The sequence below is a fragment of the Qipengyuania sp. GPGPB31 genome (assembly GCF_038396345.1).
In the GTDB taxonomy this organism is placed as follows: domain Bacteria; phylum Pseudomonadota; class Alphaproteobacteria; order Sphingomonadales; family Sphingomonadaceae; genus Qipengyuania; species Qipengyuania citrea.
In genome coordinates, this window is record NZ_CP149572.1 from 1,134,988 (window position 1) to 1,156,342 (window position 21,355).

The 21,355-nt window shown below is 67.2% G+C and carries 23 protein-coding genes; 7 read left to right on the forward strand and 16 right to left on the reverse strand.

Annotation, left to right across the window (positions count from 1 at the left end; all coding sequences use genetic code 11):
* Positions 1-28: 28 nt before the first annotated feature.
* Both apaG and WKH79_RS05815 read right to left on the reverse strand, forming a co-directional pair.
* The gene (gene apaG, locus WKH79_RS05810) at positions 29-427 is read right to left on the reverse strand and encodes a Co2+/Mg2+ efflux protein ApaG (protein WP_050599272.1); all 399 of its coding nucleotides are present in this window, start codon (positions 425-427) and stop codon (positions 29-31) included.
* A gap of 318 nt (positions 428-745) precedes the next feature.
* Entirely contained in the window at positions 746-1,357 is a 612-nt protein-coding gene (locus tag WKH79_RS05815; protein WP_341859881.1) for a 2-hydroxychromene-2-carboxylate isomerase, read from the reverse strand.
* Positions 1,358-1,409: 52 nt separating this feature from the next.
* Between WKH79_RS05815 and WKH79_RS05820 the strand changes: the two genes are divergently transcribed.
* Positions 1,410-1,724 carry an excalibur calcium-binding domain-containing protein gene (locus WKH79_RS05820; RefSeq protein ID WP_156488997.1) on the forward strand — a complete coding sequence of 105 codons (315 nt, stop codon included), beginning with the start codon at positions 1,410-1,412 and terminating at the stop codon, positions 1,722-1,724.
* A gap of 53 nt (positions 1,725-1,777) precedes the next feature.
* On the forward strand, positions 1,778-2,236 hold the full coding sequence (locus WKH79_RS05825; RefSeq protein ID WP_341859882.1) for a DUF6628 family protein: 459 nt from the start codon (positions 1,778-1,780) through the stop codon (positions 2,234-2,236).
* A gap of 13 nt (positions 2,237-2,249) precedes the next feature.
* Here the strand turns inward: WKH79_RS05825 and WKH79_RS05830 are convergent, their stop codons facing one another.
* Positions 2,250-3,455: an aminotransferase class I/II-fold pyridoxal phosphate-dependent enzyme gene (locus tag WKH79_RS05830; protein WP_269420775.1), complete on the reverse strand. Its 1,206-nt coding sequence runs from the start codon at positions 3,453-3,455 to the stop codon at positions 2,250-2,252.
* 31 nt (positions 3,456-3,486) lie between these two features.
* The gene (locus tag WKH79_RS05835; RefSeq protein WP_341859883.1) at positions 3,487-4,035 is read right to left on the reverse strand and encodes a TetR/AcrR family transcriptional regulator; all 549 of its coding nucleotides are present in this window, start codon (positions 4,033-4,035) and stop codon (positions 3,487-3,489) included.
* A gap of 74 nt (positions 4,036-4,109) precedes the next feature.
* Here WKH79_RS05835 and WKH79_RS05840 point away from each other — a divergent pair, with 74 nt between their 5' ends.
* Both WKH79_RS05840 and WKH79_RS05845 read left to right on the forward strand, forming a co-directional pair.
* Complete coding sequence (locus WKH79_RS05840) at positions 4,110-4,496, forward strand: hypothetical protein (protein ID WP_341859884.1); 387 nt, start codon at positions 4,110-4,112, stop codon at positions 4,494-4,496.
* Positions 4,497-4,539: 43 nt separating this feature from the next.
* The gene (locus WKH79_RS05845; protein ID WP_341859885.1) at positions 4,540-5,811 is read left to right on the forward strand and encodes a phospholipid carrier-dependent glycosyltransferase; all 1,272 of its coding nucleotides are present in this window, start codon (positions 4,540-4,542) and stop codon (positions 5,809-5,811) included.
* 227 nt (positions 5,812-6,038) lie between these two features.
* On the opposite strand, the gene WKH79_RS05850 is transcribed toward WKH79_RS05845, so the two are convergent.
* The 6 genes from WKH79_RS05850 to WKH79_RS05875 all read right to left on the reverse strand — a co-directional run bounded on the left by WKH79_RS05850 (position 6,039) and on the right by WKH79_RS05875 (position 11,322).
* Positions 6,039-7,181 (reverse strand): glycosyltransferase family 2 protein, encoded by a 1,143-nt coding sequence (locus WKH79_RS05850; protein WP_228135177.1) that lies wholly within the window; start codon positions 7,179-7,181, stop codon positions 6,039-6,041.
* 32 nt (positions 7,182-7,213) lie between these two features.
* On the reverse strand, positions 7,214-8,281 hold the full coding sequence (leuB, locus tag WKH79_RS05855; RefSeq protein ID WP_341859886.1) for a 3-isopropylmalate dehydrogenase: 1,068 nt from the start codon (positions 8,279-8,281) through the stop codon (positions 7,214-7,216).
* A 117-nt stretch (positions 8,282-8,398) separates the two neighbouring features.
* Positions 8,399-8,995 (reverse strand): recombination protein O N-terminal domain-containing protein, encoded by a 597-nt coding sequence (locus WKH79_RS05860; RefSeq protein ID WP_160766602.1) that lies wholly within the window; start codon positions 8,993-8,995, stop codon positions 8,399-8,401.
* 113 nt (positions 8,996-9,108) lie between these two features.
* Positions 9,109-9,354, reverse strand: a complete 246-nt coding sequence (locus WKH79_RS05865; RefSeq protein ID WP_050599249.1) for an accessory factor UbiK family protein — start codon at positions 9,352-9,354, stop codon at positions 9,109-9,111.
* A gap of 324 nt (positions 9,355-9,678) precedes the next feature.
* A complete protein-coding gene (locus WKH79_RS05870) occupies positions 9,679-10,227 on the reverse strand; it encodes a TspO/MBR family protein (RefSeq protein ID WP_050599250.1) in 549 nt (182 codons plus the stop codon).
* A gap of 75 nt (positions 10,228-10,302) precedes the next feature.
* Entirely contained in the window at positions 10,303-11,322 is a 1,020-nt protein-coding gene (locus WKH79_RS05875) for an NAD-dependent epimerase/dehydratase family protein (RefSeq protein ID WP_341859887.1), read from the reverse strand.
* Between the two features lie 71 nt (positions 11,323-11,393).
* Here WKH79_RS05875 and WKH79_RS05880 point away from each other — a divergent pair, with 71 nt between their 5' ends.
* A complete protein-coding gene (locus WKH79_RS05880) occupies positions 11,394-12,509 on the forward strand; it encodes an FAD-dependent oxidoreductase (protein ID WP_341859888.1) in 1,116 nt (371 codons plus the stop codon).
* Positions 12,510-12,517: 8 nt separating this feature from the next.
* On the opposite strand, the gene WKH79_RS05885 is transcribed toward WKH79_RS05880, so the two are convergent.
* The 4 genes from WKH79_RS05885 to WKH79_RS05900 form a co-directional block, all read right to left on the reverse strand.
* Positions 12,518-13,603: a histidine kinase dimerization/phosphoacceptor domain -containing protein gene (locus WKH79_RS05885; protein ID WP_341859889.1), complete on the reverse strand. Its 1,086-nt coding sequence runs from the start codon at positions 13,601-13,603 to the stop codon at positions 12,518-12,520.
* A 127-nt stretch (positions 13,604-13,730) separates the two neighbouring features.
* Positions 13,731-14,783, reverse strand: coding sequence for a TIGR00341 family protein (locus tag WKH79_RS05890; protein ID WP_341859890.1), 1,053 nt, complete (start codon positions 14,781-14,783; stop codon positions 13,731-13,733).
* Positions 14,784-14,812: 29 nt separating this feature from the next.
* Positions 14,813-15,034 carry a hypothetical protein gene (locus tag WKH79_RS05895; protein WP_341859891.1) on the reverse strand — a complete coding sequence of 74 codons (222 nt, stop codon included), beginning with the start codon at positions 15,032-15,034 and terminating at the stop codon, positions 14,813-14,815.
* Between the two features lie 36 nt (positions 15,035-15,070).
* Complete coding sequence (locus tag WKH79_RS05900; protein WP_230833712.1) at positions 15,071-15,634, reverse strand: hypothetical protein; 564 nt, start codon at positions 15,632-15,634, stop codon at positions 15,071-15,073.
* A gap of 188 nt (positions 15,635-15,822) precedes the next feature.
* On the opposite strand from WKH79_RS05900, the gene WKH79_RS05905 reads away from it, so the two are divergent.
* Positions 15,823-17,223: a glycoside hydrolase family 140 protein gene (locus WKH79_RS05905; RefSeq protein WP_341859892.1), complete on the forward strand. Its 1,401-nt coding sequence runs from the start codon at positions 15,823-15,825 to the stop codon at positions 17,221-17,223.
* On the opposite strand, the gene gorA is transcribed toward WKH79_RS05905, so the two are convergent.
* Positions 17,220-18,584 carry a glutathione-disulfide reductase gene (gorA, locus tag WKH79_RS05910; RefSeq protein WP_341859893.1) on the reverse strand — a complete coding sequence of 455 codons (1,365 nt, stop codon included), beginning with the start codon at positions 18,582-18,584 and terminating at the stop codon, positions 17,220-17,222. The two genes, WKH79_RS05905 and gorA, sit on opposite strands and share 4 nt — an antisense overlap.
* A gap of 155 nt (positions 18,585-18,739) precedes the next feature.
* Between gorA and WKH79_RS05915 the strand changes: the two genes are divergently transcribed.
* Positions 18,740-19,840 (forward strand): mechanosensitive ion channel domain-containing protein, encoded by a 1,101-nt coding sequence (locus WKH79_RS05915; protein WP_341859894.1) that lies wholly within the window; start codon positions 18,740-18,742, stop codon positions 19,838-19,840.
* Here the strand turns inward: WKH79_RS05915 and WKH79_RS05920 are convergent.
* Positions 19,837-21,225 (reverse strand): DEAD/DEAH box helicase, encoded by a 1,389-nt coding sequence (locus WKH79_RS05920; RefSeq protein ID WP_063506879.1) that lies wholly within the window; start codon positions 21,223-21,225, stop codon positions 19,837-19,839. The two genes, WKH79_RS05915 and WKH79_RS05920, sit on opposite strands and share 4 nt — an antisense overlap.
* Between the last annotated feature and the right edge of the window lie 130 nt (positions 21,226-21,355).

Below are 21,355 nucleotides of genomic sequence, written 5' to 3' on the forward strand. Positions count from 1 at the left end.
GCCGCTTGCGTGCCTGCGGCCGCGCGGCCTAGTTTGCCGTGGCGGGCGCGGCGAGCGGGAAGAAGGGAATGCGCACTTCGCGCGGCGAGCCATCTTCGGCCTTGAAGGTGTAGAACCCTTCCATCGAGCCATGCGGCGTGTCGAGCGGACAGCCCGAAACGTAATCGTGGCTCTGCCCGGGCTTCAGCACCGGCTGTTCGCCGACCACGCCTTCGCCATCGACATGGCTGACCAGCCCGGCCCCATCGGTGATGCGCCAGTGGCGCGTCATCAGCTGGACCTGTTCGTGCGAGCCGTTTTCGATGCGGATGTGATAGACCCAGAACCACTTGCCCGCGTCGGGCTGCGATTGTTCGGGCAGGAAGTTCACCGCGACCCGGACGGTAATCCCGTCGGTCATGGCGGCATGCTGGAAGAGCTCCTTGATCACCCCCCAATCTAGCGCGCCAACCGTGTGGCGCAAGGAAACGGGCAAAATTTTCCTCCGCAATGCGGCAAGTTAACATCGGTTTACCGGGATCGTAGAGATATTCCCAAGCCCTCGGGTGCATTACGGATGGCAGGGTCGCACCTGATTATTGCCGGAGCCATTCGGGTCGCACGGCCGATTGGTTGGTCCGACAACCGGGGGGAGTCGGAATATGTTCTATGCATTGCTGAGGCGTCTTGTGCGCGACGAAGGCGGCGATCTGCTATCGGGTATGGCGCTGGCGCTGCCCTTGCCGATCATCGCGGTATTGCTCGGTTAAGGCTGTCCGCCGCCGAGGAAATCCTCGAGCTGGCCCAGGCGTTCCTTGCCGAACCACATCTCGCCATCGACGAAAAAGGTCGGGATGCCGAAGGCGCCGCGCTCGACCGCGCGTTCGGTGTTTTGGGCCAGCCGCGCCTTCACTGCCGGGTCCTGCGCCGCGGCCAGCAGCGCCCGTGCATCGAAGCCCGCCTGCGTCAATTCCGCACCCACCGCGTCGGCATCGCTGCAATCGATGTTGCGTTCCCACACTGCCGGCAGCAGCGCTTCGACGAGCGCCTGGCGCTGCGCTTCGTCAGCCGCCGCCGCCAGCACGCGCTGGAGCAGGATCGAATTGAACGGCAATGCCGGGTGCATCCTGAACCGGTGCATGCCGTGACGGTCGACGAAGCGCTGGAACTCGAGCGCCGCATAGGCGACCTTCCCCTTGACCCCGGCATCGCGGATCATCGGCGGGGCATTGCCGGTCAGCTTGTGCATCCCGCCGAGGAACACCGGCGTGACCTCCAGCCGCGCCCCGGTGCGCGCGGCGATGTCCTTGAGCGGATACCAGGCGAGATAGCCATTGGGCGCGGCGATATCGAAAATGAATTCGACGGTTGCAGTCATCGTGTTCCTCCCCTTTTCACTGCGATAACGCCTGCGTGCTAGGGAGGCGAGGATGAAACATCTTTCCCTGCTGCTGCCCTGTGCACTGCTGGCCCTGCCGTCACCGCCCGCACAGGCGCACCCGGGCGGACTGAACGCCGAGGGATGCCACAACAACCGGCAGAGCGGCGGCTATCACTGTCACCGCAACCGCCGATCCAGCCCGCAAGCCCCCACTGCGCAGCTGCGCGGGGGCGTCTATTTCGCTAATTGCGATGCGGCCCGCGCCGCACGCGCCGCGCCGATCCTGCGCGGACAGCCGGGCTATCGCCCCGCGCTCGACCGCGACAATGACGGAGTCGCCTGCGAACCCTATCGCGGGCGATAGGGCGTGCCGCGGGGGAGATCGGGCGGTGGAAGAGCCGCAAATAATACTTGCGAGTGATTTGCAATAGCATAGGATGGTGGCCGGCAAAGGAGATTGCATGGCCCATTCGCACGATCTCGACCACACTCGACCTTCCGCTCCCTGCGCGGCGGCACCAGACGCTGGGGCTTGTCCTCGTCCGCCGGATCGCCGGTCACGGGCTGCACGATGCGCGGGCGACCATGCTCGCGCTCGATGCCAGCGGCGCGAAGTTCCGGCGGCTGCTGGTGCTGACGCGCGCGCTGGTCGTCGACCTGGCGCGCACCTCGCGGCGCAAGATCCTGCTCGCGCCGTGCTGCGCAGCAGGGATGACGCGCGACGAAGGGCTGCTGATGGCGCTGATCGGCGGCGGCGGGCTCGACGTGCATGGCGCGCTGACCGACGATGCGCGCTGCACCGATGCGCTCACCACCGCGCATGCGCTGGGCGAGGAACTGGAGCGGGTGGCGACACGCAACGCGTGGCGCGGCTGAACGCGGCGGCGGGTTAGAGCCCCGCGGCGGTAAGCGCGCGGTCGAGGTCTTCCTTTACGTCCTCGACATCCTCGAGCCCCACGTTGATCCGCAGTAGGCCTTCGGTCACGCCCATCGCGTCGCGCGCCTCCTGCGTCATGCCCGCGTGCGTGGTGCTGGCGGGATGGCACATCAGGCTGCGCGAGTCGCCGATATTGTTCGAGATATCGACCAGCTGCAGCGCATCGAGCAGCTTGAATGCGGTCGCCCGGTCGCCCACGTCGAGCGCGAAGATCGGGCCGGTGGCGACCATCTGTTCCATTGCCAGATCGTGCCGCGGGTGGCTGGCCAGCCCGGGGTGCAGGATTCGCGGCAGCCGCGGTTCGATGAAGGTGCCCAGTTCGACCGCATTCGCGCTCTGGCGGCGAGCGCGCAGGTCGAGCGTTTCGAGCCCCTTGAGCACCACCCAGGCGTTGAACGGCGAGATATTGGGGCCGGTGTTGCGCTGGAAGGGCAGCAACACCTCGTCGATCCATTGCTGCGATCCGCACACTGCGCCCGCGAGCACGCGGCCCTGCCCGTCCATCAGCTTGGTGGCCGAGTAAGCGACCACGTCGGCGCCGTAATCCATCGGGCGCTGCAGCGCGCTGGTGGCGAAGGCGTTGTCGACCACGGTGGTGATGCCATGCGCCCTGGCGACGGCGCAGACATGCGCCAGATCGACCACGTCGAGCGTGGGGTTGGCGGGGGTTTCGAAGAAGAACACCTTGGTGTTGGGCCGGATCGCGGCTTCCCACGCATCGTTATCGGCGCTGTCGACCACGGTGGTCTCGATCCCGAAGCGCGGCAGCAGGTGATCGAGCAGCCAGCGGCACGAACCGAAGGCCGCGCGCGCGCCGACCACGTGGTCGCCCGCCGAAAGCTGGCACAGCAGCGCGGTGGTCATCGCCGCCATCCCGCTGGCCTGCGCGCGGCATGCCTCGGCACCTTCCATCAACGCGATGCGCTCCTCGAGCATGGCGACCGTGGGGTTCTGCAGGCGCGAATAGGTCATGCCCGCATCCTCGCCCGCGAAGCGGTCGGCGACGGTCTGCGCATTGTCGTAGCTGTAGCCCGAGGTGAGAAACAGCGCTTCGCTGGTCTCGCCCTGCTCGCTGCGCCAGGTGCCCCCGCGCACCGCCTGCGTCGCGGGCCGCCAGCGGGAGGTGATCGAACGGTCGGTGCCGGTGGTGTTCTTCATGGCAGGCGCGATAGCACGCGCGCGGCGCGCATCAAGCGGGTCGCCCTTCCAAGGCTGCAAGCCCCGCTTCGGCAATGTCGCCGCGCCCCACCGCGCGCAGCGCCTGGGCACCCTCGATCGCGGTCAGCACCGCACGGGCGCCCGCAGCCGGATCGGGATCGCTCGCCGGCAGGTGATCGACCACCCATTCGAGCAGGACCTCCATCATCCCGCCGGCCGCCGCGAGATAGGCGGCATTCCCGGCCGAGCAGCCCGCGACGATGTCCCACCATACCCGCAGGAAGGGTGCGAATGCGGGCTGCCCCGTAACCGCATAGACCGTTTCCGCACAGGCGCGGCGCGAGGCACTGCGCGCTTGCGGGAAAGCGGAATCGAGCGCGTCGGCGAACCGGGCGACAAGGTAATCGAGCAGCGCTGCGACCAGCGCGTCCTTATTACCGAAATGGTAGATCAGCATGCGGTCGCTGGTCCCTGCCGCCCTGGCAAGCGGACGCAGCGAGGCATCGGCGAGCCCGTGCGCCATCACATGCGCCGCCAGCAATGGCAGCAGCGTTTCGCGGGACATGCGGGCGGGTGACATGCGCATCTTGTAGCAGTCGCTACAAGGGGCTACAAGTGTAGCACTCGCTACATCCGATTCGGGAGCCGACTACCGTGACACCCTACGTAATCCTCTTCCTTGCCGGGCTGGTGGGAGTGCTGGCCGCCCTCGCCCATATCCTGACCGCTCGTGCCGAGACGGGCAATCCGCTCCTCGCCGCATTGCTTGCGGCGGGCTTCGGGCTCTTTACCGCCGTGACGATCGCCCGCGACGGCGTGATGCCGGTGTGGGTTAACCACACTTCGAACCTGTGGGGCATCCAGGTGTGGTGGGACCTGCTGTTCGCGCTGGGCATCGCGTGCTTTTTCGTCGTTCCGCGCGCCCGCGCGCAGGGGATGGCGGTGCCGCAGTGGCTGTTGTTCGTGGCGGCGACTGCCAGCATCGGGCTGCTCGTCATGGTCGCCCGGTTGTTCTGGCTGGAACGGCGCACAACCGGCTGATCCGCCTTGATGCGGGTGCGCGGCTTACCTAAGCCGGTCCGCGATGAGCCGCGCGCCCGAACAGGTCCAGGATCCGCTTCGCTGGTGCGCCGCGCTGGCGCTCGTCTTCTGGCTCGGCTGCCTGCCGTATCTGACCGCGGTGCCGCATCCCTATTTCGACGAGGTCCACTACCTCCCCGCCGCGCGCGAGCTCCTGGTGCTGGGCGAATTCACCAATCGCGAACACCCGCTGCTGGGCAAGCAGCTGATCGCGCTGGGGATCGCGCTGTTCGGCGACAATCCGGTCGGCTGGCGGCTGCTGCCCACGCTGCTGGGCACGCTGGCGCTGTTCGGCGCGATGCGGGCGCTGTGGTTCGCCAGCGCCAGCCGCTTCGCCACCCTCGCCTACGGCGTGCTGCTGGCGACCGGTTTCCACCTGTTCGTGCATGCGCGCATCGCCATGCTCGACATCGTCTACCTCGCCTTCCTCGCGCTGGCCGCATGGCAGTTCGCCGCCGCGATCCGGCAACCGGAGCAAGGTCGCTGGCGGCTGGCTCTGACCGGGATCGCACTGGGGCTGGCGATGGGCGCGAAATGGAACGCGCTGGTTGTCGCCATGCTCCCGGGGCTGACCTTCCTCGTCGCGCGCACTCTGGCGGGTCGCCGCCGGCTGCTGCTCAGCCGCCGCGGCGCGCCCGTCCCGGGGACCACGCTGCTCGAGGCCGCACTGTGGCTTGGCGCAGTGCCGCTGGCGGTCTATGCCGCGACCTACCTGCCGGCCTTCTTCTTCCGCCTGCACCCGATCACCGAGGGGCTGGTATTCCACCACCAGTTCATGCTGTCGCAGCAGGAGCAGGTGCTGAAGCCCCATCCCTACCAGTCGACCTGGGAGCAATGGGTGCTCAATGCGCGATCGATCTGGTATCTCTACGAACCGGTCGCGGGGATTCAGCGCGGGATCATGCTGATCGGCAATCCGCTGACCATGCTGCTCGGCCTGCCCGCGCTGGCGTGGTGCGCCTGGCACGGGGTGATGCGCCGTCACTGGGCGGCGCTGGGCACGGCGCTGCTCTATGCGGCGAGCCTGGGTTTCTGGGTGGTCGCAACCAAGCCGGTGCAGTTCTACTACCATTACGCATTGCCGAGCATGGCGCTGCTCGCCGCGCTGGCACTGGTGTGCGATGCGCTGTGGCAGGGCGGCTGGCGCAAGAGCGCGCTGGCGCCGGTGATCGGCAGCGTGCTGGTGTTCGCGTGGTTCTACCCGATCATCAGCGCCGCGCCGCTCGCCGGCCCCGACAGCTTCGCCGTGTGGACCTGGATGGAAAGCTGGCGGTAGGGTTTTGGTGGGGTGCGTGAAGCACATCCGCGCTTCCCTTGCGGCGGCACCGGCCCACTCCCCCACCCGGCCACCCACGGGATCATACTGACTGGGTGGCCGGGTGGGGGAGTGGGCTGGTGCCGCAAGCCTTCGACGGATGTCGAAGGCGCACACAACAAAAACTCAGGCGTGGGCTGAGGCCGCCGCAGAGTCAGGACGGATGTCCTAACCTTGCGGCGGCAAACCTAATACCGCCCCCACACGAAGCGGCTCGACAGCGCGTAGTTCCATACCGAGCCGATGCCGATCCCGACCAGCGCGGCGAAGACTTCGTGCAAGCCCCGGTCGTTGAGCGTGGTGGCCACCGCGACATTGGCGAAGGCGCCGATCGAACATGCGGCGATGAAGCTGAGCCAGCCCCAGAACAGGCGGTCCGCCTCTTTCAGCCGGCGGTCGCGATAGGTGAGGAAATTGTTGAGCCAGAAGTTGAAGGTCATCGCCCCGAAAGTCGCGACCGCCTGGCTCCAGCCGAAATTGGTCCCTGCCACCAGCATGAAGGCATAGAGGATCGCCATGTGCACGCCGATGCCGATGACCCCGACCGTGCCGAACAGCGCGAAGCGCGTCGGAATGATCCGACCGAAGCTCTTGTCGTACAGCCCGGCGAGGAAATCGAGCGCGATCGCGCGGTCGAGCTTGCTTTCGCCGGAGCGGCGGGCGGAGAAATTCATCGGGAAATCCTTCACCTTGAGCGGTGTTTCGGAAGTGGCGAGCAGGTCGAGCAGGATCTTGAAGCCGATGCCCGAAAGGCTGGGCACCAGCCGCCGAGCCGTCGCGCTGGGCAGCAGGAAGAAGCCGCTCATCGGGTCGCTGAGTTCGACCCCGGTGAGCTTGCGCGCCAGCATGTTGGCGACGCTGGAAAGCTTCTCGCGGTCGGGGCGGCCCCATTCCTCCATGCTCGCGCCTTCGGCGAAGCGGCTGGCGACCGCGACATCCGCGTCCCCCGCTTTCACCGCGCCAAGCATGTCGACCAGCAGCTTGGGATCGTGCTGGTGGTCAGCATCCATCACCGCGACATAGGGCGCCGCAGTGGCGCAGAAGCCCTCGATCGCCGCGCTCGACAAGCCGCGCCGGCCGATGCGCTGCAGTACCCGCACGCGCGGATCCGAGAGCGACAGACGCCGTGCTTCGTCGCTGGTACCGTCGGCGGAATTGTCGTCCACCACCAGCACTTCCCAGCCCGATGCGCCCAGCGCGCCTTCGATCCGCTCGACCAGCGGGGCGAGATTGTCGCGCTCGTTGAGCGTGGGCAGGATGATCGCCAGCTCCAGCGGGCGAGCGCTGGCAGCGGTGGAGGTAGCCGGATCGGGCTGCATCTGCGGTGTCATGTCCATTGCATGACCCGGTTATGCGGCAATCCTCAAGATATGGTTACAATCTTCCTAACAATCGCATCGCCGACTTCCTGCGTCGTAGCGCTGCCGCCGAGGTCACCGCCCAGCACGCCATCGGCAAGGATCGCCTCAACCGCACGCTCGATCCGGACGGCGTCCTCCTCGCGCCCCAACGAGTGACGCAGCAGCATGGCGAGACTGAGCACGGCCGCGACCGGATTGGCCTTGCCTTGCCCGGCAATATCGGGCGCGCTGCCGTGGATCGGCTCGTACAGGCCGAAGGTGCCGTAGTCGGTCCGCCGTTCGCCCAGCGACGCGCTGGCGAGCAGGCCGATCGAGCCGACGCAGGCGCTGGCCTGGTCGGACAGGATATCGCCGAACAGATTGCCGGTGACGATCGTGTCGAACTGGCCCGGCGACTTGACCAGCTGCATTGCGGCATTGTCGACATACATGTGGTCAAGTTCGACCTCTGGATATTCCTGCGCGACTTCGATCACGGTTTCGCGCCAGATGCGGCTGGTTTCGAGGACATTGGCCTTGTCGACGCTGGTCAGTTTCTTGCCGCGCCCCATCGCGGCGCGAAACGCGCTGTGCGCGATACGGCGAACCTCGGCTTCGTTATAGGACATCATGTCCCAGCCCTCGCGCCCGCCCGCGCTGCCGCGTTCGCCCTTGTCGCCGAAATAGACATCGCCATTGAGTTCGCGCACCACCAGCAGGTCGATGCTGCGCGCGACTTCGGGCTTGAGCGAGGACAGGTGTTCGAGCCCCGGGAAGCCGGCCGCTGGCCGCAAATTGGCGAACAGCCCCAGCTCGCTGCGCAGACCGAGAATCGCCTGTTCGGGGCGCAGTTCGCGCGGCAGGTCGTCGCAGGAAAAATCGCCCACCGCGCCGAACAGCACCGCATCGGCGGCGCGCGCCATGTCGAGCGTCTCTTGCGGCAGCGGGTGGCCATGGCGGCGATAGGCGGCGGCGCCGACATCGCCCTCGAACAGCGTCAGCCCGGACAGCTCCAGCGTTTCGAGCAAGCGGCGCGCCTGTGCGATCACTTCGGGCCCGATGCCGTCGCCGGCGAAAATTGCGATTTTCAAGCGTGTTTCTCCAGCCTCGTCGCTCCTGCGCAGGAGCCTTTCTGCCCCTTGGGGCGCTCAACGGACAGTGTCTAAGCCCCTGCATGGGCCGGGGCGACGAACCATTCTTGAACGCGGCTAAACCATCCGTTCCAGTCGCTGGCGCAGCAGCGTTCGCGCGCCCATCACGTCGGCGCGGGTGTCGGCAAGCAAATAGCGCGCGATCAGCGGCTCCTGCCGATCAAGAATTTCCAAGGCCTGCCCGAGGCCGGCTATCGCGGGCCGCTGGCCGCCATAGCCCAGCTCGCGCAGCAGCAGCGCTTCATAGACCGCCAGCGCCTCGACCCACTGCCGTGCGCTGTCGGCAGAACAGATCGCATCGAGCAAGCCGCCGAGCGCGGAATGGAGCGTGGGATAGGGATTGCGCTCGGGCAGCGCGCTCGCAGTGAGCGCGGTGACCCAGTTGATCGCCGAAGCCGCCAGCGGCTCGCCCAGCCACGGCCCGCGGCTGGCGACCAGTTCGAGCCGGGCGAAGGGCAGCTGGCTATCCGACTTCGCGCGGATTTCCGCCTGGACGATATTGCCGGGGATCACCACCGGCCGCAGCTGCCGCCCGCGCCCGCCTGCGACATAAGCGGCGACCATGCCATGCTGCTCGGTCAGCATCCGCGCAATGACCGCGGTCTCGCCATGCGCACGCGCGGCAAGCAGGATGGCGGGAGCGGAAAGCTGCATGGGGCGGCCTTAGCCGCTCGCATCGATCCTGCGAAGACGGCGAAGTCGACTTATGGAGCGTTCTATCGCGGACTGCGACGTCAGTTGGGCCCCTGCCTGCGCAGGGGCGACGGTCACTTGATCTTGGCTTCCAGCGCTGCGACGCGGGCCTTGAGGTCTTCCGCTTCGGTGCGCGCCTTGCTGGCCATCGTCTTCACCGCGTCGAATTCCTCGCGGGTGACGAAGTCCATCCCGCCGAAGCTTTCCTTGGCGCGTTCGCGCGCGGCGTCGCGGGCCTCGCGCCCCATGCCGGCCAGCGTACCGGCTGCCGAATTGGCGAGTTTGACGAAATCGGCGATCAGGGGATTCTGGCTCTGCATAGGGTTCAGATGGGACGGGATGCTGCTTTTGTCTAGCCTCAAGCGCCGGCGGCCGCGTCCGCGGCCTTAGGCTATCCTCGCTCATGCGACCTGAAGGTCGGGTGGCTTTCAGCCATCTCAGCTGTCGCTTCGATTCCACTGCGGGCGGGCGGTCGCCCTTGCCTCGCCTGCGGCTCGGGACCAGTGCGACCCGCTATGGTAACGAGCGAGTCCCGTTCGCGACCAGCGAACGGCAAGCGCGACCGCGCGCCCGCAGGGGCCCGTAGCGAAGCGAAGGAACAGCCCCGAGGATGCACCGACGGATGTCGGTGCGAAAAGCAAAAACTAGATCCTCACCCGCTCGACCGCGCCTTCCGGCGTGCCGCCATCGGCTTGCGGATTGAGCTGGAGGAACTGGTAATTCAGCGCGGTGGCGAAGCAGACCCAGGCGAGATAGGGCAGCAGCAGCACCGCGGCGAGCCGGCGGACGCGCCAGAACAGCGCGATCACCACCAGCAGCGTCAGCACGATCGCCACCAGCAGTGCCAGCGCGCCGCTGATCTGCTGGGCGCCGAAGAAGACATAGCTCCACGCGAGGTTGAGTGCGAAATGCACGGCGAAGACCCACAGCGCCGCAGTGCGGCCGCGCGCGCCCCATGCCGAGGCGACCAGAGCCAGCGCGAAGCCGATCATGACATAGAGGATCGTCCAGACGATGCCGAACCACTTGGGTTCGGGATAGATGCCGGGCTTGACGAGCGACTGGAACCAAGCGGTGTCGGGGCTGCCCAGCTGGCCGGACAGAAAGCCGAGCAGCACGCAGAGCGGCACGGTGAAGAGCGCCCAGCGAAGGAAACTTGCGCGCAGCTGCCCGCGCGACGCCAGCATGTTCATGTCAATTTCCCGTCAACGATTCGTTTCATGCGTCTTGTGCCGAAGCCCCGGCGGACTGGCAATGCAATGCCCCCGTCAGTGCGTGACGATGCCCTTTGCCACGAGGCTCCGCACGGTGTCCTCCAGCGTCTGTTCGGCGGCGATGAAGGTGAAGCCGAGCACCTCTTCGGTGTGGCGACCGGAAACGTCGCGGACATTGCCGAGCTCGCCGCGCACCTGCTTCATTTCGTCCATGAAGGGCGCAAGCATGTGCACCAGCCAGTTGGGCATGCCGCGTCTCGGCACCCTGCCCGCATGCTCGGGCACGCGCTGGCGGATGATCGCCGCCATTTCGCGCAGCCAGAGGAATTTCTGGCTGGTCGGGAAACGCTCGCCGCGAACCTGCTGTGCCGGGGCCTCGAGCGCGCGGACATGCGCTTCGGCCACATCGCGCACGTCGGTCACGCAGATTCCCATGTCGGGCAGCAGCGGGATCGAACCGTCGATGATCTTCTTCACCATCGCGACGCTGGTCGACAGGTCGTCGTCATGGACGGGACCGAACACCGCCACCGGATTGATCGAGCAGAATGCCATGCCCGGCGCGTGCATCGCGACCCAGTCGCGCGCGGCGCGTTCGGCCACGGTCTTGCTCTCGATATAGGGCGGCACGCCGGCGGTCAGGTCGGTCCAGTCGAGATGGGTGAAATGGTCCTTGTCCGGCTGGCCATAGGCGATCGCGGCCGCGCTGCTGGTCTGGACGAAGCGTGTGATGCCCGCGCGGTGCGCGAAATCGAGCGCGCGCAGCGTGCCTTCGCGCGCGGGCACCACCAGCTCGTCCTTGTCCCGGGGCGTCGCCAGCGGAAACGGCGAGGCGACATGCGCCACCGCGTCGCAGCCGGCATTGGCCTCGGCCCAGCCGGCATCGTCGAGCAGATCGGCCTGGAACACCTTCAGCCGCTCACCCGCATCGCTCCAGCGCGCGCGCAGCCGCGGTTCGCTCTTCGCGGCATCGCGGACCGTGGTGTGGACGCTGTGTCCGCGCGCCAGCAGCTGCTCGATCACCTCGCCGCCGATATAGCCGGTGCCCCCGGTCACCAGGATCGTCATTGCCATCTGTCTGCGCCCCCGCTGTTTTGCTAGGCGCGAGACTAGGCAGAATGGCCGCAGCGGGCAACGGAGTCGCTATGGAACAGGTCGATTTCCTCGTGGTGGGCGCCGGGATCGCGGGGCTGTCCGCCGCTGCGCGGCTGGCACGGCACGGGACCACGCAGGTGGTCGAGGCCGAAACCGCGCCCGGTGTGCATTCCTCGGGCCGCAGCGCCGCCTTCGCGCATTTCGACATGGACGCCTGGCTGGTGCGCGCGCTGACCGCGGCGAGCATGCCGCTGCTGGCCGAACCCGGGGCAACGCCGCATCCCGCGCTGTTCATCGCGCTTGAAGGACAGGAAGCGGCGCTCGACAGGCTGGAAGCCAATTACCGGGACTGGGAGCCGCGCGTCGAACGACTGACCCCCGCCGAGGCGCGCGCGTTCACCCCGGTGCTGCGCGAGGGCGACGGCGCCATCAGCGGCGCGCTGCTCGACCGGCATGCACGCAAGCTCGACGCGCATGCCATGCTCGAGGCGCATCGCAAGGAGCTGCTGGCGCGCGGCGGCAAGCTGGCGAACGGCGTCCCGGTGGAGGGGCTGGCGCGCGCGGGCGAGCGCTGGACTGCCGATACGCCGGGGGCAAGCTACAGCGCACGCGTGGTGGTCAATGCCGCGGGCGCCTGGGCCGACCCGGTCGCGGCGCTGGGCGGTATCGCGCCGCTGGGGATCACCCCGCTGCGGCGCACGGTGATCACTTTCGACACCGAGCACGCGGTGCGCGACTGGCCCTTCACCAAGACCGTGGGCCCCGGCTTCTATCTCGAGCCCGAGGGCAATGGCCGGCTGCTCGCCAGCCCGATGGAGGAAGGCCCGAGCGCGCCCTGCGACGCGCAGCCCGAAGAGGAAGACGTCGCGCTGGCGGCGTGGAATGTCGAACAGGCCACCACGCTGACAATCCGGCAGCTGGCGAGCAAATGGGCGGGTCTCAGGAGCTTTGCCCCCGACCGGCTGCCCGTGGCGGGCTTCGACCGGCAAGCGCCGGGTTTCTTCTGGCTGGCGGGACAGGGCGGGTTCGGCCTGCAGACCTCGCCCGCCATGGCGCTGGCCGTGGAAGCGGCCGCGACCGGCGGGCCGTGGCCCGAGGAGCTGCGCGCGGTGGGCGTGACCCGCGCGATGCTGGCAGTGGAACGCCTCCGAACGCCGCCGGCATAGCAGCCCGCCTAGGCTGCAGCGTCGATCCTCAGGTGCATCCCCGACCCGTTTGCGCTCCAGTCGGGCGTCACGCCGAAGGATGAGGCGAGCGATTGGATAACACGCGTGCCCAGCCCCTTGGCCAGCGCCGCGCGTTCGGCATCCGCACCGGTGGCGCTGCCATCGTCGCTGCAGGCGATCGACCAGCCGTCGTCGCCCACGCGGATGGCGATGGCGATCGATCCGCTGCGGTCCTGCAGCCCGTGCTTGACGCTGTTCGACACGAATTCGTTCACGATCAGCAGCAGCGCATTGGCGAGGCTGGGCGAGACGCGGTCGTCGCCGACCTCGATCACCAGCCTGATCCCGTCGGGCAGCAGCTGGCGCAAATCGCGTTCGATTCGTTCGAACAGCGAGCGCAGCTCCACCCGCTCGCCCTGCGCCAGATCGTGCAGTTCGGCATGCAGCGATGAGAGCGAGCGGATACGGATGCTGGCGTCTTCGAGCGCGGTCTGCACCGCTTCATCGGTTGCCCGCTGCGCCTTCATCGACAGCAGCGCCCCGATCGAGGCAAGCGAATTCTTGACCCGGTGGTCGACCTCGCGCCGGAGCGTCTGTTCCTGCGCCAGCGCAAGCCGGAGTTCGAGTTCGCGCATCACGTGCTTGGACAACACCTCGAGCACGCGGCGCTGGTGCGGCGTGAGCGTGCGCGGCTTGTGATCGAGCACGCACAGCGTCCCCAGCGGCAGCCCCTTCTCGGTGCGCAGCACCGCGCCGGCGTAGAACCGGAAACCGGGGTCCTCGGTGCACAGCGGGTTGTCGGCCATGCGCTCGTCTTTCAGCGTGTCGGGGATCTCGACGAAATCGCCTTCGAGGATCACATGCCCGCACAGGCTGGTTTCGATCGGGGTGGAGCGCACGCCCAGCCCGACCTCGGCCTTGAACCACTGCCGGCCCTCGTCGATGAAATTGACGACCGAAACCGGGACCTCGCAGATCTGCGACGCGATCTCGACCAGATCGTCGAAATCGCGTTCACGCTCGGTGTCGAGGATATTGTAGCGGCGCAGCTCGCGCAGCCGTTCTTCTTCCCGGGGATGGAGACGTGGTGTCATCCCGCACCGATAGCAGGGAAATCCGCCGGGCCTAGGTTTATTGGTCCGCTGCCAGGTCCCCCGGGCAGGTGTGCCGCACGGGCGCAGCGCAGCCGCCGGGCGCTACCGCGGCGGCAATCCCCACCGTTCAGCGGCTGGCGGTCAGGTAGTCCATAACGAAGTCCCACGAGCCGAAGCCGAGGAAAATCCGCCCCGCCATCATCGACATCAGCAGGATCAGCAGCACCACCCACACCAGCATGATCCCGCTGGTCATCCGCCAGCTGGTCGGCGGCAGGCCCTGGATCAAGAACATCGCGATCCCCGCGACATTGACGCAGACGAGGTTGACGGTGAACAGGAACAGCGCGTTGGCGCCCGCTTCGGGAATGCCCGCACCGGTATAGATGCCTGCTGCGGTCAGGGGCGGAACCAGCGCGACGGCGATCATCACTCCGACCAGCGCAAGCGAGGCGCCGCGACTGAACGCCAGCACGCCCGCGGCACCGCAGGCCAGCGCCAGCGCGATATCGGCGGGCTGGACCAGCGTGCGGTTCTTCAATTCGGGCACCAGCGGATCGATTGCCACCGTCATGCCGAGGACGACACCCGCGAGCACTGCGAGGACGCAGCCGATGGCGAGCGTCGCGGCCGCCTGCCGGCCCAGCTTCCAATTGCCGACCGTGGCCGCCAGCGCCAACCCCATCGTCGGCCCGAGCAGCGGCGCGATGATCATTGCGCCGATGACCACCGCGGCCTGCCCGCTGCGCATCCCCAGGCCGGCGATGATCGCCGACAGCGTCACCGTCAGCAAATAGGCGGGCCCGGGATGCAGGCTTTCCTCGATGTCGTCGTAGAGTTCATCGGTGCTGAGCCGGTCTCGGCTGAAGAACCGCTCGATCCGCGTGGGGGTCGGCAGGTCGGGCGACAGCGGCAATTCGGTGACCGGCGTTTCTTCGACCATCGGAAGGACCGCCTGCAGCTCGGACACGAGCGCGGAGAAGTTGGGCAGGTCTGCGAAGGCTTCGTCCAGATCGGCGAGCAGGCGTTCGGTATAGCGTTGCTGGACGATGCAGGTGTATTTTTCCTGCGCCCCGGGCACGGTTTCCCGCCAGAACCGGCGCGTGTGGCGATCGAGGATCACCTCCAGATCGCGTACCCGGTCTTCGGGCAGATAGATCTGGACGAGCCTGGCCGCCATTCAATTCACCCGGTCATGCCCCGCGCGGATCAATAGCCACCCGGCGGATCGCTGGCGGGGAAGCTTTCGTCGAGATCCTCGTCGGTCTCGGTCCATTCGCGCGCCTCCGGGTCGCGCATAGCGCCGGGACCGGCATCGCGCACGTCGGTATGGAAATTATGCGGCTGGTCTTCCGCAAAGGCAGCATTGCGGGATGCGTCCTTGCGCTTGAACAGCGCGTATCCGGTAAACCCTGCGAGCCCGAGTGCCACCATCTTCGCAATCACTGTAATTCTCCCATCATACGGTCAGTTCTGCGGCGAGCCATGCACATGGACATCGTGACCCGAATGCTTCGTCAGGATGTCGACCGCGCGTTGTTCGTCGCCGCTGTCCCAGGTGCGCACCCAGAGCAGCAGCCCGCCATGTTCAAGCTGGTTCTGCAGGTTTTCGGCGTGCCGGTCACCCACCAATCGGGCCACCCCGGCGCCCAGCGCGCCCCCTGCCCCGCCTGCAACCGCCGCGCCGACGATCACTGCCAGCAGCGAGCCACCCGAGGCCACGATACCGCCGATCGCGGTCATCGCCGCCAGGTAGAGCGGCGTGGCGACCAGTGCGCCCTGCGCCTCGCCGATCGCTTCCCTGGGAATGTAGATCGCGCGCGGCACGGCGGGATCGTCCTCCAGCTCGGCAACCTTGTGATAGCGGTGACCGAGCTGGTCCTCGACCGCCCTCTCGGTCGCCAGCAGGCTGATTTCCGCGCGGTCGAAACCCGAGCTGAGCAGCTCGTCGATCGCTTCCTCGAGATCCGTGCTGGCGTCGAAATAGGCGACGGCCTCGCGGATGCGGAAAGCATCGGGTGCGGTGGTCATATGCTGTACTCCTGCAAAGCGGACATGCCTGCGCCGCGCGATGGCGCACCGTACCACGCCGACGTCCCGCCGTCCCATCCCCAGTCGTGACCATGCCGCAGCCGCCCGTTTTTCAGCTTGCGGCAGTGCCCGAACAGGCTTTATGACACCGGTTACCATGTGGTGGCGAGCCGGGCGGGGAGGACAGCATGACGACATTCGCATATCCGAAATCGATACGGCGCGCGGCGGCGGCGGCGCTGGTGCTGGCCGGGGTCGCTGCCGCGGTCGGCGGTCCGGCCACGGCGGCACACCCCCGGCCCACGCTCGAAATCGCCCCCGGCGGGCGTCACCTGCAGACCAGCGAGGGCAAGCCGTTCTTCTACCTCGGCGATACCGCCTGGGCGCTGTTTCACCGGCTGACGCGCGAGGAGGCCGAAATCTATCTGCGGGACCGCGCGGACAAGGGGTTCACCGTGATCCAGGCGGTGGCGCTGGCCGAACTGCGCGGCCTGGACGAACCCAATGCCTATGGCGACCTGCCGCTGATCGTGCGCGATCCGGCGCAGCCCAACGAGGCCTATTTCGCGCATATTGACCATGTGGTGGCGCGTGCCAATGCGCTGGGGCTGACCGTGGGCCTGCTGCCTTCGTGGGGGCGGTACTGGCGTGATGGGGACACGCAGATTTTCACGCCGGCCAGCGCGCATGCCTATGGGCGGTTCCTCGGGCAACGCTACCGCGATGCGGGGGTGATCTGGATCCTCGGCGGCGATTCGAACGTGCGCACCGCCGATGAACGCGCGATCATCGACGCGATGGCGCGCGGCCTGCGCGAGGTCGACGGCGGCCGGCATCTGATCACTTTCCACCCCCGCGGCCCGGGGCTCTCATCGGCGCAGGTGCGCGATGCGGACTGGCTCGATTTCTACATGAACCAGTCGTCGCATGCGGCGCGCGATCTCGATACGGGGCTCTATGTCGAGCACGACCGCGCGCTGACCCCGCGCCGCCCCGTGATCGACGGCGAACCGCGGTATGAAGGCATTCCGGTCGGCTTCTACAACCATGGCCACGACCCGCGGCTGCGCTTCGACGATGACGATGCCCGGCAGGCGGCATGGTGGGCAGTGCTCGCAGGGGCGGCGGGGCACACCTATGGCAATAACAATGTGTGGCAGATGTGGGCACCGGGGCGCGATCCCGCGATCGGCGCGAACCGGCCATGGTCCGATGCGATCGACGATCCGGGGGCGCGCCAGATGGGATTGCTGCGCCGCTTCATGGAAGCGCAGGACTTCGCCACACTCGAACCGCGGCAGGACCTGATCCTCGACGGGCCACGGCATGGCGCCGCCAAGGTGCGGCTGGCGCGGGCGGCGGACGGGCAGCGGATCATCGCCTATTCGCCGCGCGGCGCACCCTTCACCATCGACCTCGGCGCGCTGGACGGGGGGATGCACACGCAGTCTTGGTTCGACCCGCGCTACGGCGCGACCTACCGCTTCCGCAGCGAACAGAGCCAGGGCATCCAGTCCTTCGTACCGCCGTCCTCGGGCGATGGCGAAGACTGGGTGCTGTTGATCGAGGCGGAAGGCGCCGCGCCCTAGCGCATCAGCACCAGTTCCTCCGCCATGGTCGGATGGATTGCGGTGGTGGCGTCGAAGTCTTCCTTGGTCAGCCCGGCCTTCACCGCGATCGCGGCAGCCTGCATCATCTCGGGCGCTTCGGGGGCGATCATGTGGATGCCGACGATGCGCCCGCTGTCGCCGTCGCAGATCATCTTGATCAGGCTGCGTTCGTTGCGCCCGGCAAGCACGTTCTTCATCGGGCGGAAGTCCGACAGATAGACCTTCACGCTGCCGAGCTGGTTCTTGGCCTCGCCCTCGGTCATGCCGACCGCGGCGATCGGCGGGTGGCTGAACACCGCGCTGGGGATGCAGCTGTGGTCGACCGCCACCGGGTCGCCGTCGCCGAACACGCTGTCGGCAAAGGCCTGGCCCTCGCGGATCGCGACCGGGGTCAGCTGCACGCGGTCGGTCACGTCGCCGACGGCATAGATGTGATCGACATTGGTCTTGCTGAAGCGGTCGACCTTGACCTCGCCGCCCTCGCCCAGTTCGACGCCGGCATTCTCGAGGCCGAGCCCCTCGGTGTTTGGCACGCGGCCGACCGCGAACATGACCAGATCGGCCTTCTCCTCGTCGCAATCGGACATTTTCACGAAATAGCCGCCTTCCGAACACGGCTTGATGTATTCGAAGGTGGTGTTGAAGCGGAACTGGATTCCCTTCATCGTCGAGATCTGCAGCAGCCGGTCGCGCACCGCCTCGTCATAGCTGCGCAACAACCGGTCGCCGCGATTGACGATGTGAACTTCGCTGCCGAACTCGTTGAAGATGCCGGCGAATTCATTGGCGATATAGCCGCCGCCCGCGATGATGATCTTCTTTGGCAATTCGTCGAGATGGAACGCCTCGTTCGAACTGATCGCATGTTCGGCGCCCTGGCATTCGGGCATACGCGGGCGCGCACCGGTGGCGATCAAGATGGTTTTCGCGGTCACGACCTTGCCGCTCGCCAGCGTGATCTCATGCGGGCCGGTGATCTCGGCGCGTTCCTTGAAGATCGTCACCTCGTGGCTTTCGAGCGTGTTGGTATAGGCGCCCTCGATCCGCTCGACATCCTTCAGCACATTGTCGCGCAGCGTGATCCAGTCGAAGGTCGCATTCTCGGTCGACCAGCCGAAATTGCGCGCGTCCTTCAGGTCTTCGGCGAAATGCGCGCCGTAGACGAGCATCTTCTTAGGCACGCAACCGCGGATGACGCAGGTCCCGCCGACGCGGTGTTCCTCGGCCACGGCCACCTTCGCGCCGTGCGCGGCCGCCACGCGGCTGGCGCGCACCCCGCCCGAACCGGCGCCGATGGTGAAAAGGTCGAAATCGTACTCGCCGGTGGGTGCTGACGCCAAAGCCTGTCTCCGTTGTGAATGCGCGCCGCACTTGGGGCCTCGCGCGCAGCGGCACAAGAGGCAAGCGGGAACCGCGCGGCGGGAACCGGGGTTGGAAGGGCAAGTCCCTGGGAGGGGATGCCGGCCCTGTCCGCATGCATCCAACGGGAGACCGCATGACCGATACGCTTGCCGATTACGCCGCCCGCGGGACGGCGATCCTGCCGCATCCATGGAATCTGCTGGCGCTGGCCGTGGCCGCGACGCTGGCCGCGCTGCTTCTGCACTGGGTGGTGTTCCGCCTGCTCCGCCGCGTCGTTGGGCGCACGCGGAGCGAGGCGGACGAGATGCTGGTGCGGCGGCTCGCCATGCCCACGCGCTTTGCGCTGGTGGCGCTGGCGCTGGTGCTGACCGCGCGCGAGATTCCCGCCTTCGAGACGGTGTGGGAACGCGTCGCCGGCTTTGTCATGCCCGCGGTGATCGGGTGGATCGCGCTGGCGATTTTGCAGGCGCTGATCGAGGCGATGAAGCTGCGCGCGGATATCTCGGTGGAGGACAATCTCTCTGCCCGGCGCCAGCGCACCAAGCTGACGATGCTCAGCCGCATCGCGACCTTCATCATCATTTTCGTGACCGTCGGGCTGGTGCTGCTGTCGATCCCCGGCGTGCGCGATATCGGGGTGACCCTGGTCGCCTCGGCGGGCCTGGCCGGCCTCGCGGTGGGCGCGGCGGCGCAGCCCGCGCTCAAATCGCTGATCGCGGGCGTTCAGATGGCGCTGACCGAGCCGATCAATATCGACGACGTGGTGATCGTCGAAGGCGAATGGGGGCGGATCGAGGACATCCGCACGACCTATGTGGTGGTCAAGGTCTGGGACGAGCGGCGGCTGATCGTGCCGACATCGCAATTCCTCGAGGGCGCGTTCGAGAACTGGACCAAGAAAACCGCGCAGCTGCTGGGTTCGGTGATGCTCTATCTCGACCCGGCGACCCGGATCGCCCCGATCCGCGCCGAATTCGAACGCCAGATCGCGGACAATCCGCGCTGGGACGGCCGCGTGCAGGTGGTGCAGGTGACCGACACGAAGCGCGATGCGATCGAGGTGCGGCTGCTGATGAGCGCGAAGGATTCGCCCACGCTGTTCGACCTGCGCTGCGACATCCGCGAAGGGATGCTCGAATGGCTGGCCGACCACCAGCCCGCAGCCTTTGCGCGGCTGCGGCTGATGAACGGGGAAGCGGAGCCGGAAACGACCGGCCCCGCCCCTGACAGTTAGCCGCGTGCGGCGCTGCTGCGCCGGCGATTGCGGCTGCGGCCACCGCCGGGCCTGCCGGCACCGGCGTTTCCGCCGCCGCCCGGACCGCCTGCGCCGCTGGGACGGCCCTTGCGGGCGGGATGCTTGTCCTTGGGCTTGGCCCGCTTCGCCGCGTCGCCGGTGGGGCGAACCTTGGGCTTGGCCATACGCTGGCCGGGGGCCGCACGCTTGGTCGGGCCGACGCCTTCGACGACCGCGCGGAAATTGTCCGGCAGCGGCAGGCGTTCGAACTCGGCATCGGTCTTCTTGCGGATGTCCTTGAGGTAATCGCGCTCGTCCTCGGCGCAGAAGGCGATCGCGATGCCATCCTTGCCCGCGCGCGCGGTCCGGCCGATGCGGTGGACGTATTGCTCGGGCACGTTGGGCAGTTCGTAATTGATCACATGGCTCACGCCGGGGATGTCGATCCCGCGCGCGGCGACATCGGTCGCGATCAGGATCGGCGTCTTGGCGCGCTTGAACTCGTCGAGCGCGCGTTCGCGCTGCGGCTGGCTCTTGTTGCCGTGGATGGCGTTGGCGGGAATGCCGACCTGCGCCAGCTTCTTTACCACCCGGTCGCAGCCATGCTTGGTGCGCGCGAAGATCAGCACGCGCTCGAACTTGCCCGGCACCTGGTGGCGTTCGGACAGGATCATCTCGAGCAGCGTCTGCTTCTCGTCCTGCTGCACCATGAAGAGATACTGGTCGATGCGTTCGGCAGTGGTGCTTTCGGGCGTGACCGAGACCTTGACCGGGTTGCGGCAGTATTTGCCGACCAGTTCCTGGATCTGCTTGGGCATGGTGGCGCTGAAGAACAGCGTCTGGCGGTCTTCGGGGACCAGCTGGCTGATCCGGCGCAGCGCGTGGATGAAGCCGAGGTCGAGCATCTGGTCGGCCTCGTCGAGCACCAGCACTTCCACCTTGTCGAGCGTGAAGGCCTTCTGGTCGATCAGATCGAGCAGCCGGCCGGGCGTGGCAACGAGGATGTCGGTGCCGCGGTGAAGCTTGTTGCGGTCCTTGTTGACCGAGGTGCCACCGACGATCGAATGGACCTTGAGGCCCGCCAGCGCGCCGTAATCCTTCGCGCTCTGGGCGATCTGGCCAGCCAGTTCACGCGTCGGGGCGAGCACTAGCATGCGGCAGGATTTGAACGGCGTCTGCTTGTCGGCTTCGCGCAGCCGGTCGATGCTGGGCAGCATGAAGGCGGCGGTCTTGCCGGTGCCGGTCTGCGCGATACCCATCAGGTCGCGCCCTTCGAGAACGGGCGGGATCGCCCCTTCCTGGATCGGTGTGGGAGTGGAATAGCCCTTGAGGTCAAGCGCCTGAAGGACGGGCTGCGACAGCCCAAGATCGGAAAACTGTGTCATGAAAACTCGCATTCGTAATGCGGCGCGCTCAGCGTTCCATGACGGAATCCGGGCGCGGTCGCGGGGTTTGAAACCACCCGCGTGAATAGGGAAGTCTGGAAAAAGGAACCGAGGCGCGGCCGGGGCAATC

Bases quoted from the DNA above. Each gene is read 5' to 3' on its own strand.
- WKH79_RS05885 (WP_341859889.1), bottom strand. From the start codon at position 13,603: ATGACACCACGTCTCCATCCCCGGGAAGAAGAACGGCTGCGCGAGCTG.
- WKH79_RS05920 (WP_063506879.1), bottom strand. From the start codon at position 21,225: ATGACACAGTTTTCCGATCTTGGGCTGTCGCAGCCCGTCCTTCAGGCG.
- WKH79_RS05835 (WP_341859883.1), bottom strand. From the start codon at position 4,035: ATGTCACCCGCCCGCATGTCCCGCGAAACGCTGCTGCCATTGCTGGCG.
- WKH79_RS05900 (WP_230833712.1), bottom strand. From the start codon at position 15,634: ATGACCACCGCACCCGATGCTTTCCGCATCCGCGAGGCCGTCGCCTAT.
- WKH79_RS05830 (WP_269420775.1), bottom strand. From the start codon at position 3,455: ATGAAGAACACCACCGGCACCGACCGTTCGATCACCTCCCGCTGGCGG.
- WKH79_RS05860 (WP_160766602.1), bottom strand. From the start codon at position 8,995: ATGCAGCTTTCCGCTCCCGCCATCCTGCTTGCCGCGCGTGCGCATGGC.
- WKH79_RS05815 (WP_341859881.1), bottom strand. From the start codon at position 1,357: ATGACTGCAACCGTCGAATTCATTTTCGATATCGCCGCGCCCAATGGC.
- WKH79_RS05915 (WP_341859894.1), top strand. From the start codon at position 18,740: ATGACCGATACGCTTGCCGATTACGCCGCCCGCGGGACGGCGATCCTG.
- WKH79_RS05905 (WP_341859892.1), top strand. From the start codon at position 15,823: ATGACGACATTCGCATATCCGAAATCGATACGGCGCGCGGCGGCGGCG.
- WKH79_RS05890 (WP_341859890.1), bottom strand. From the start codon at position 14,783: ATGGCGGCCAGGCTCGTCCAGATCTATCTGCCCGAAGACCGGGTACGC.
- WKH79_RS05850 (WP_228135177.1), bottom strand. From the start codon at position 7,181: ATGACACCGCAGATGCAGCCCGATCCGGCTACCTCCACCGCTGCCAGC.
- WKH79_RS05865 (WP_050599249.1), bottom strand. From the start codon at position 9,354: ATGCAGAGCCAGAATCCCCTGATCGCCGATTTCGTCAAACTCGCCAAT.
- WKH79_RS05845 (WP_341859885.1), top strand. From the start codon at position 4,540: ATGAGCCGCGCGCCCGAACAGGTCCAGGATCCGCTTCGCTGGTGCGCC.
- WKH79_RS05820 (WP_156488997.1), top strand. From the start codon at position 1,410: ATGAAACATCTTTCCCTGCTGCTGCCCTGTGCACTGCTGGCCCTGCCG.
- WKH79_RS05875 (WP_341859887.1), bottom strand. From the start codon at position 11,322: ATGGCAATGACGATCCTGGTGACCGGGGGCACCGGCTATATCGGCGGC.
- WKH79_RS05870 (WP_050599250.1), bottom strand. From the start codon at position 10,227: ATGAACATGCTGGCGTCGCGCGGGCAGCTGCGCGCAAGTTTCCTTCGC.
- WKH79_RS05880 (WP_341859888.1), top strand. From the start codon at position 11,394: ATGGAACAGGTCGATTTCCTCGTGGTGGGCGCCGGGATCGCGGGGCTG.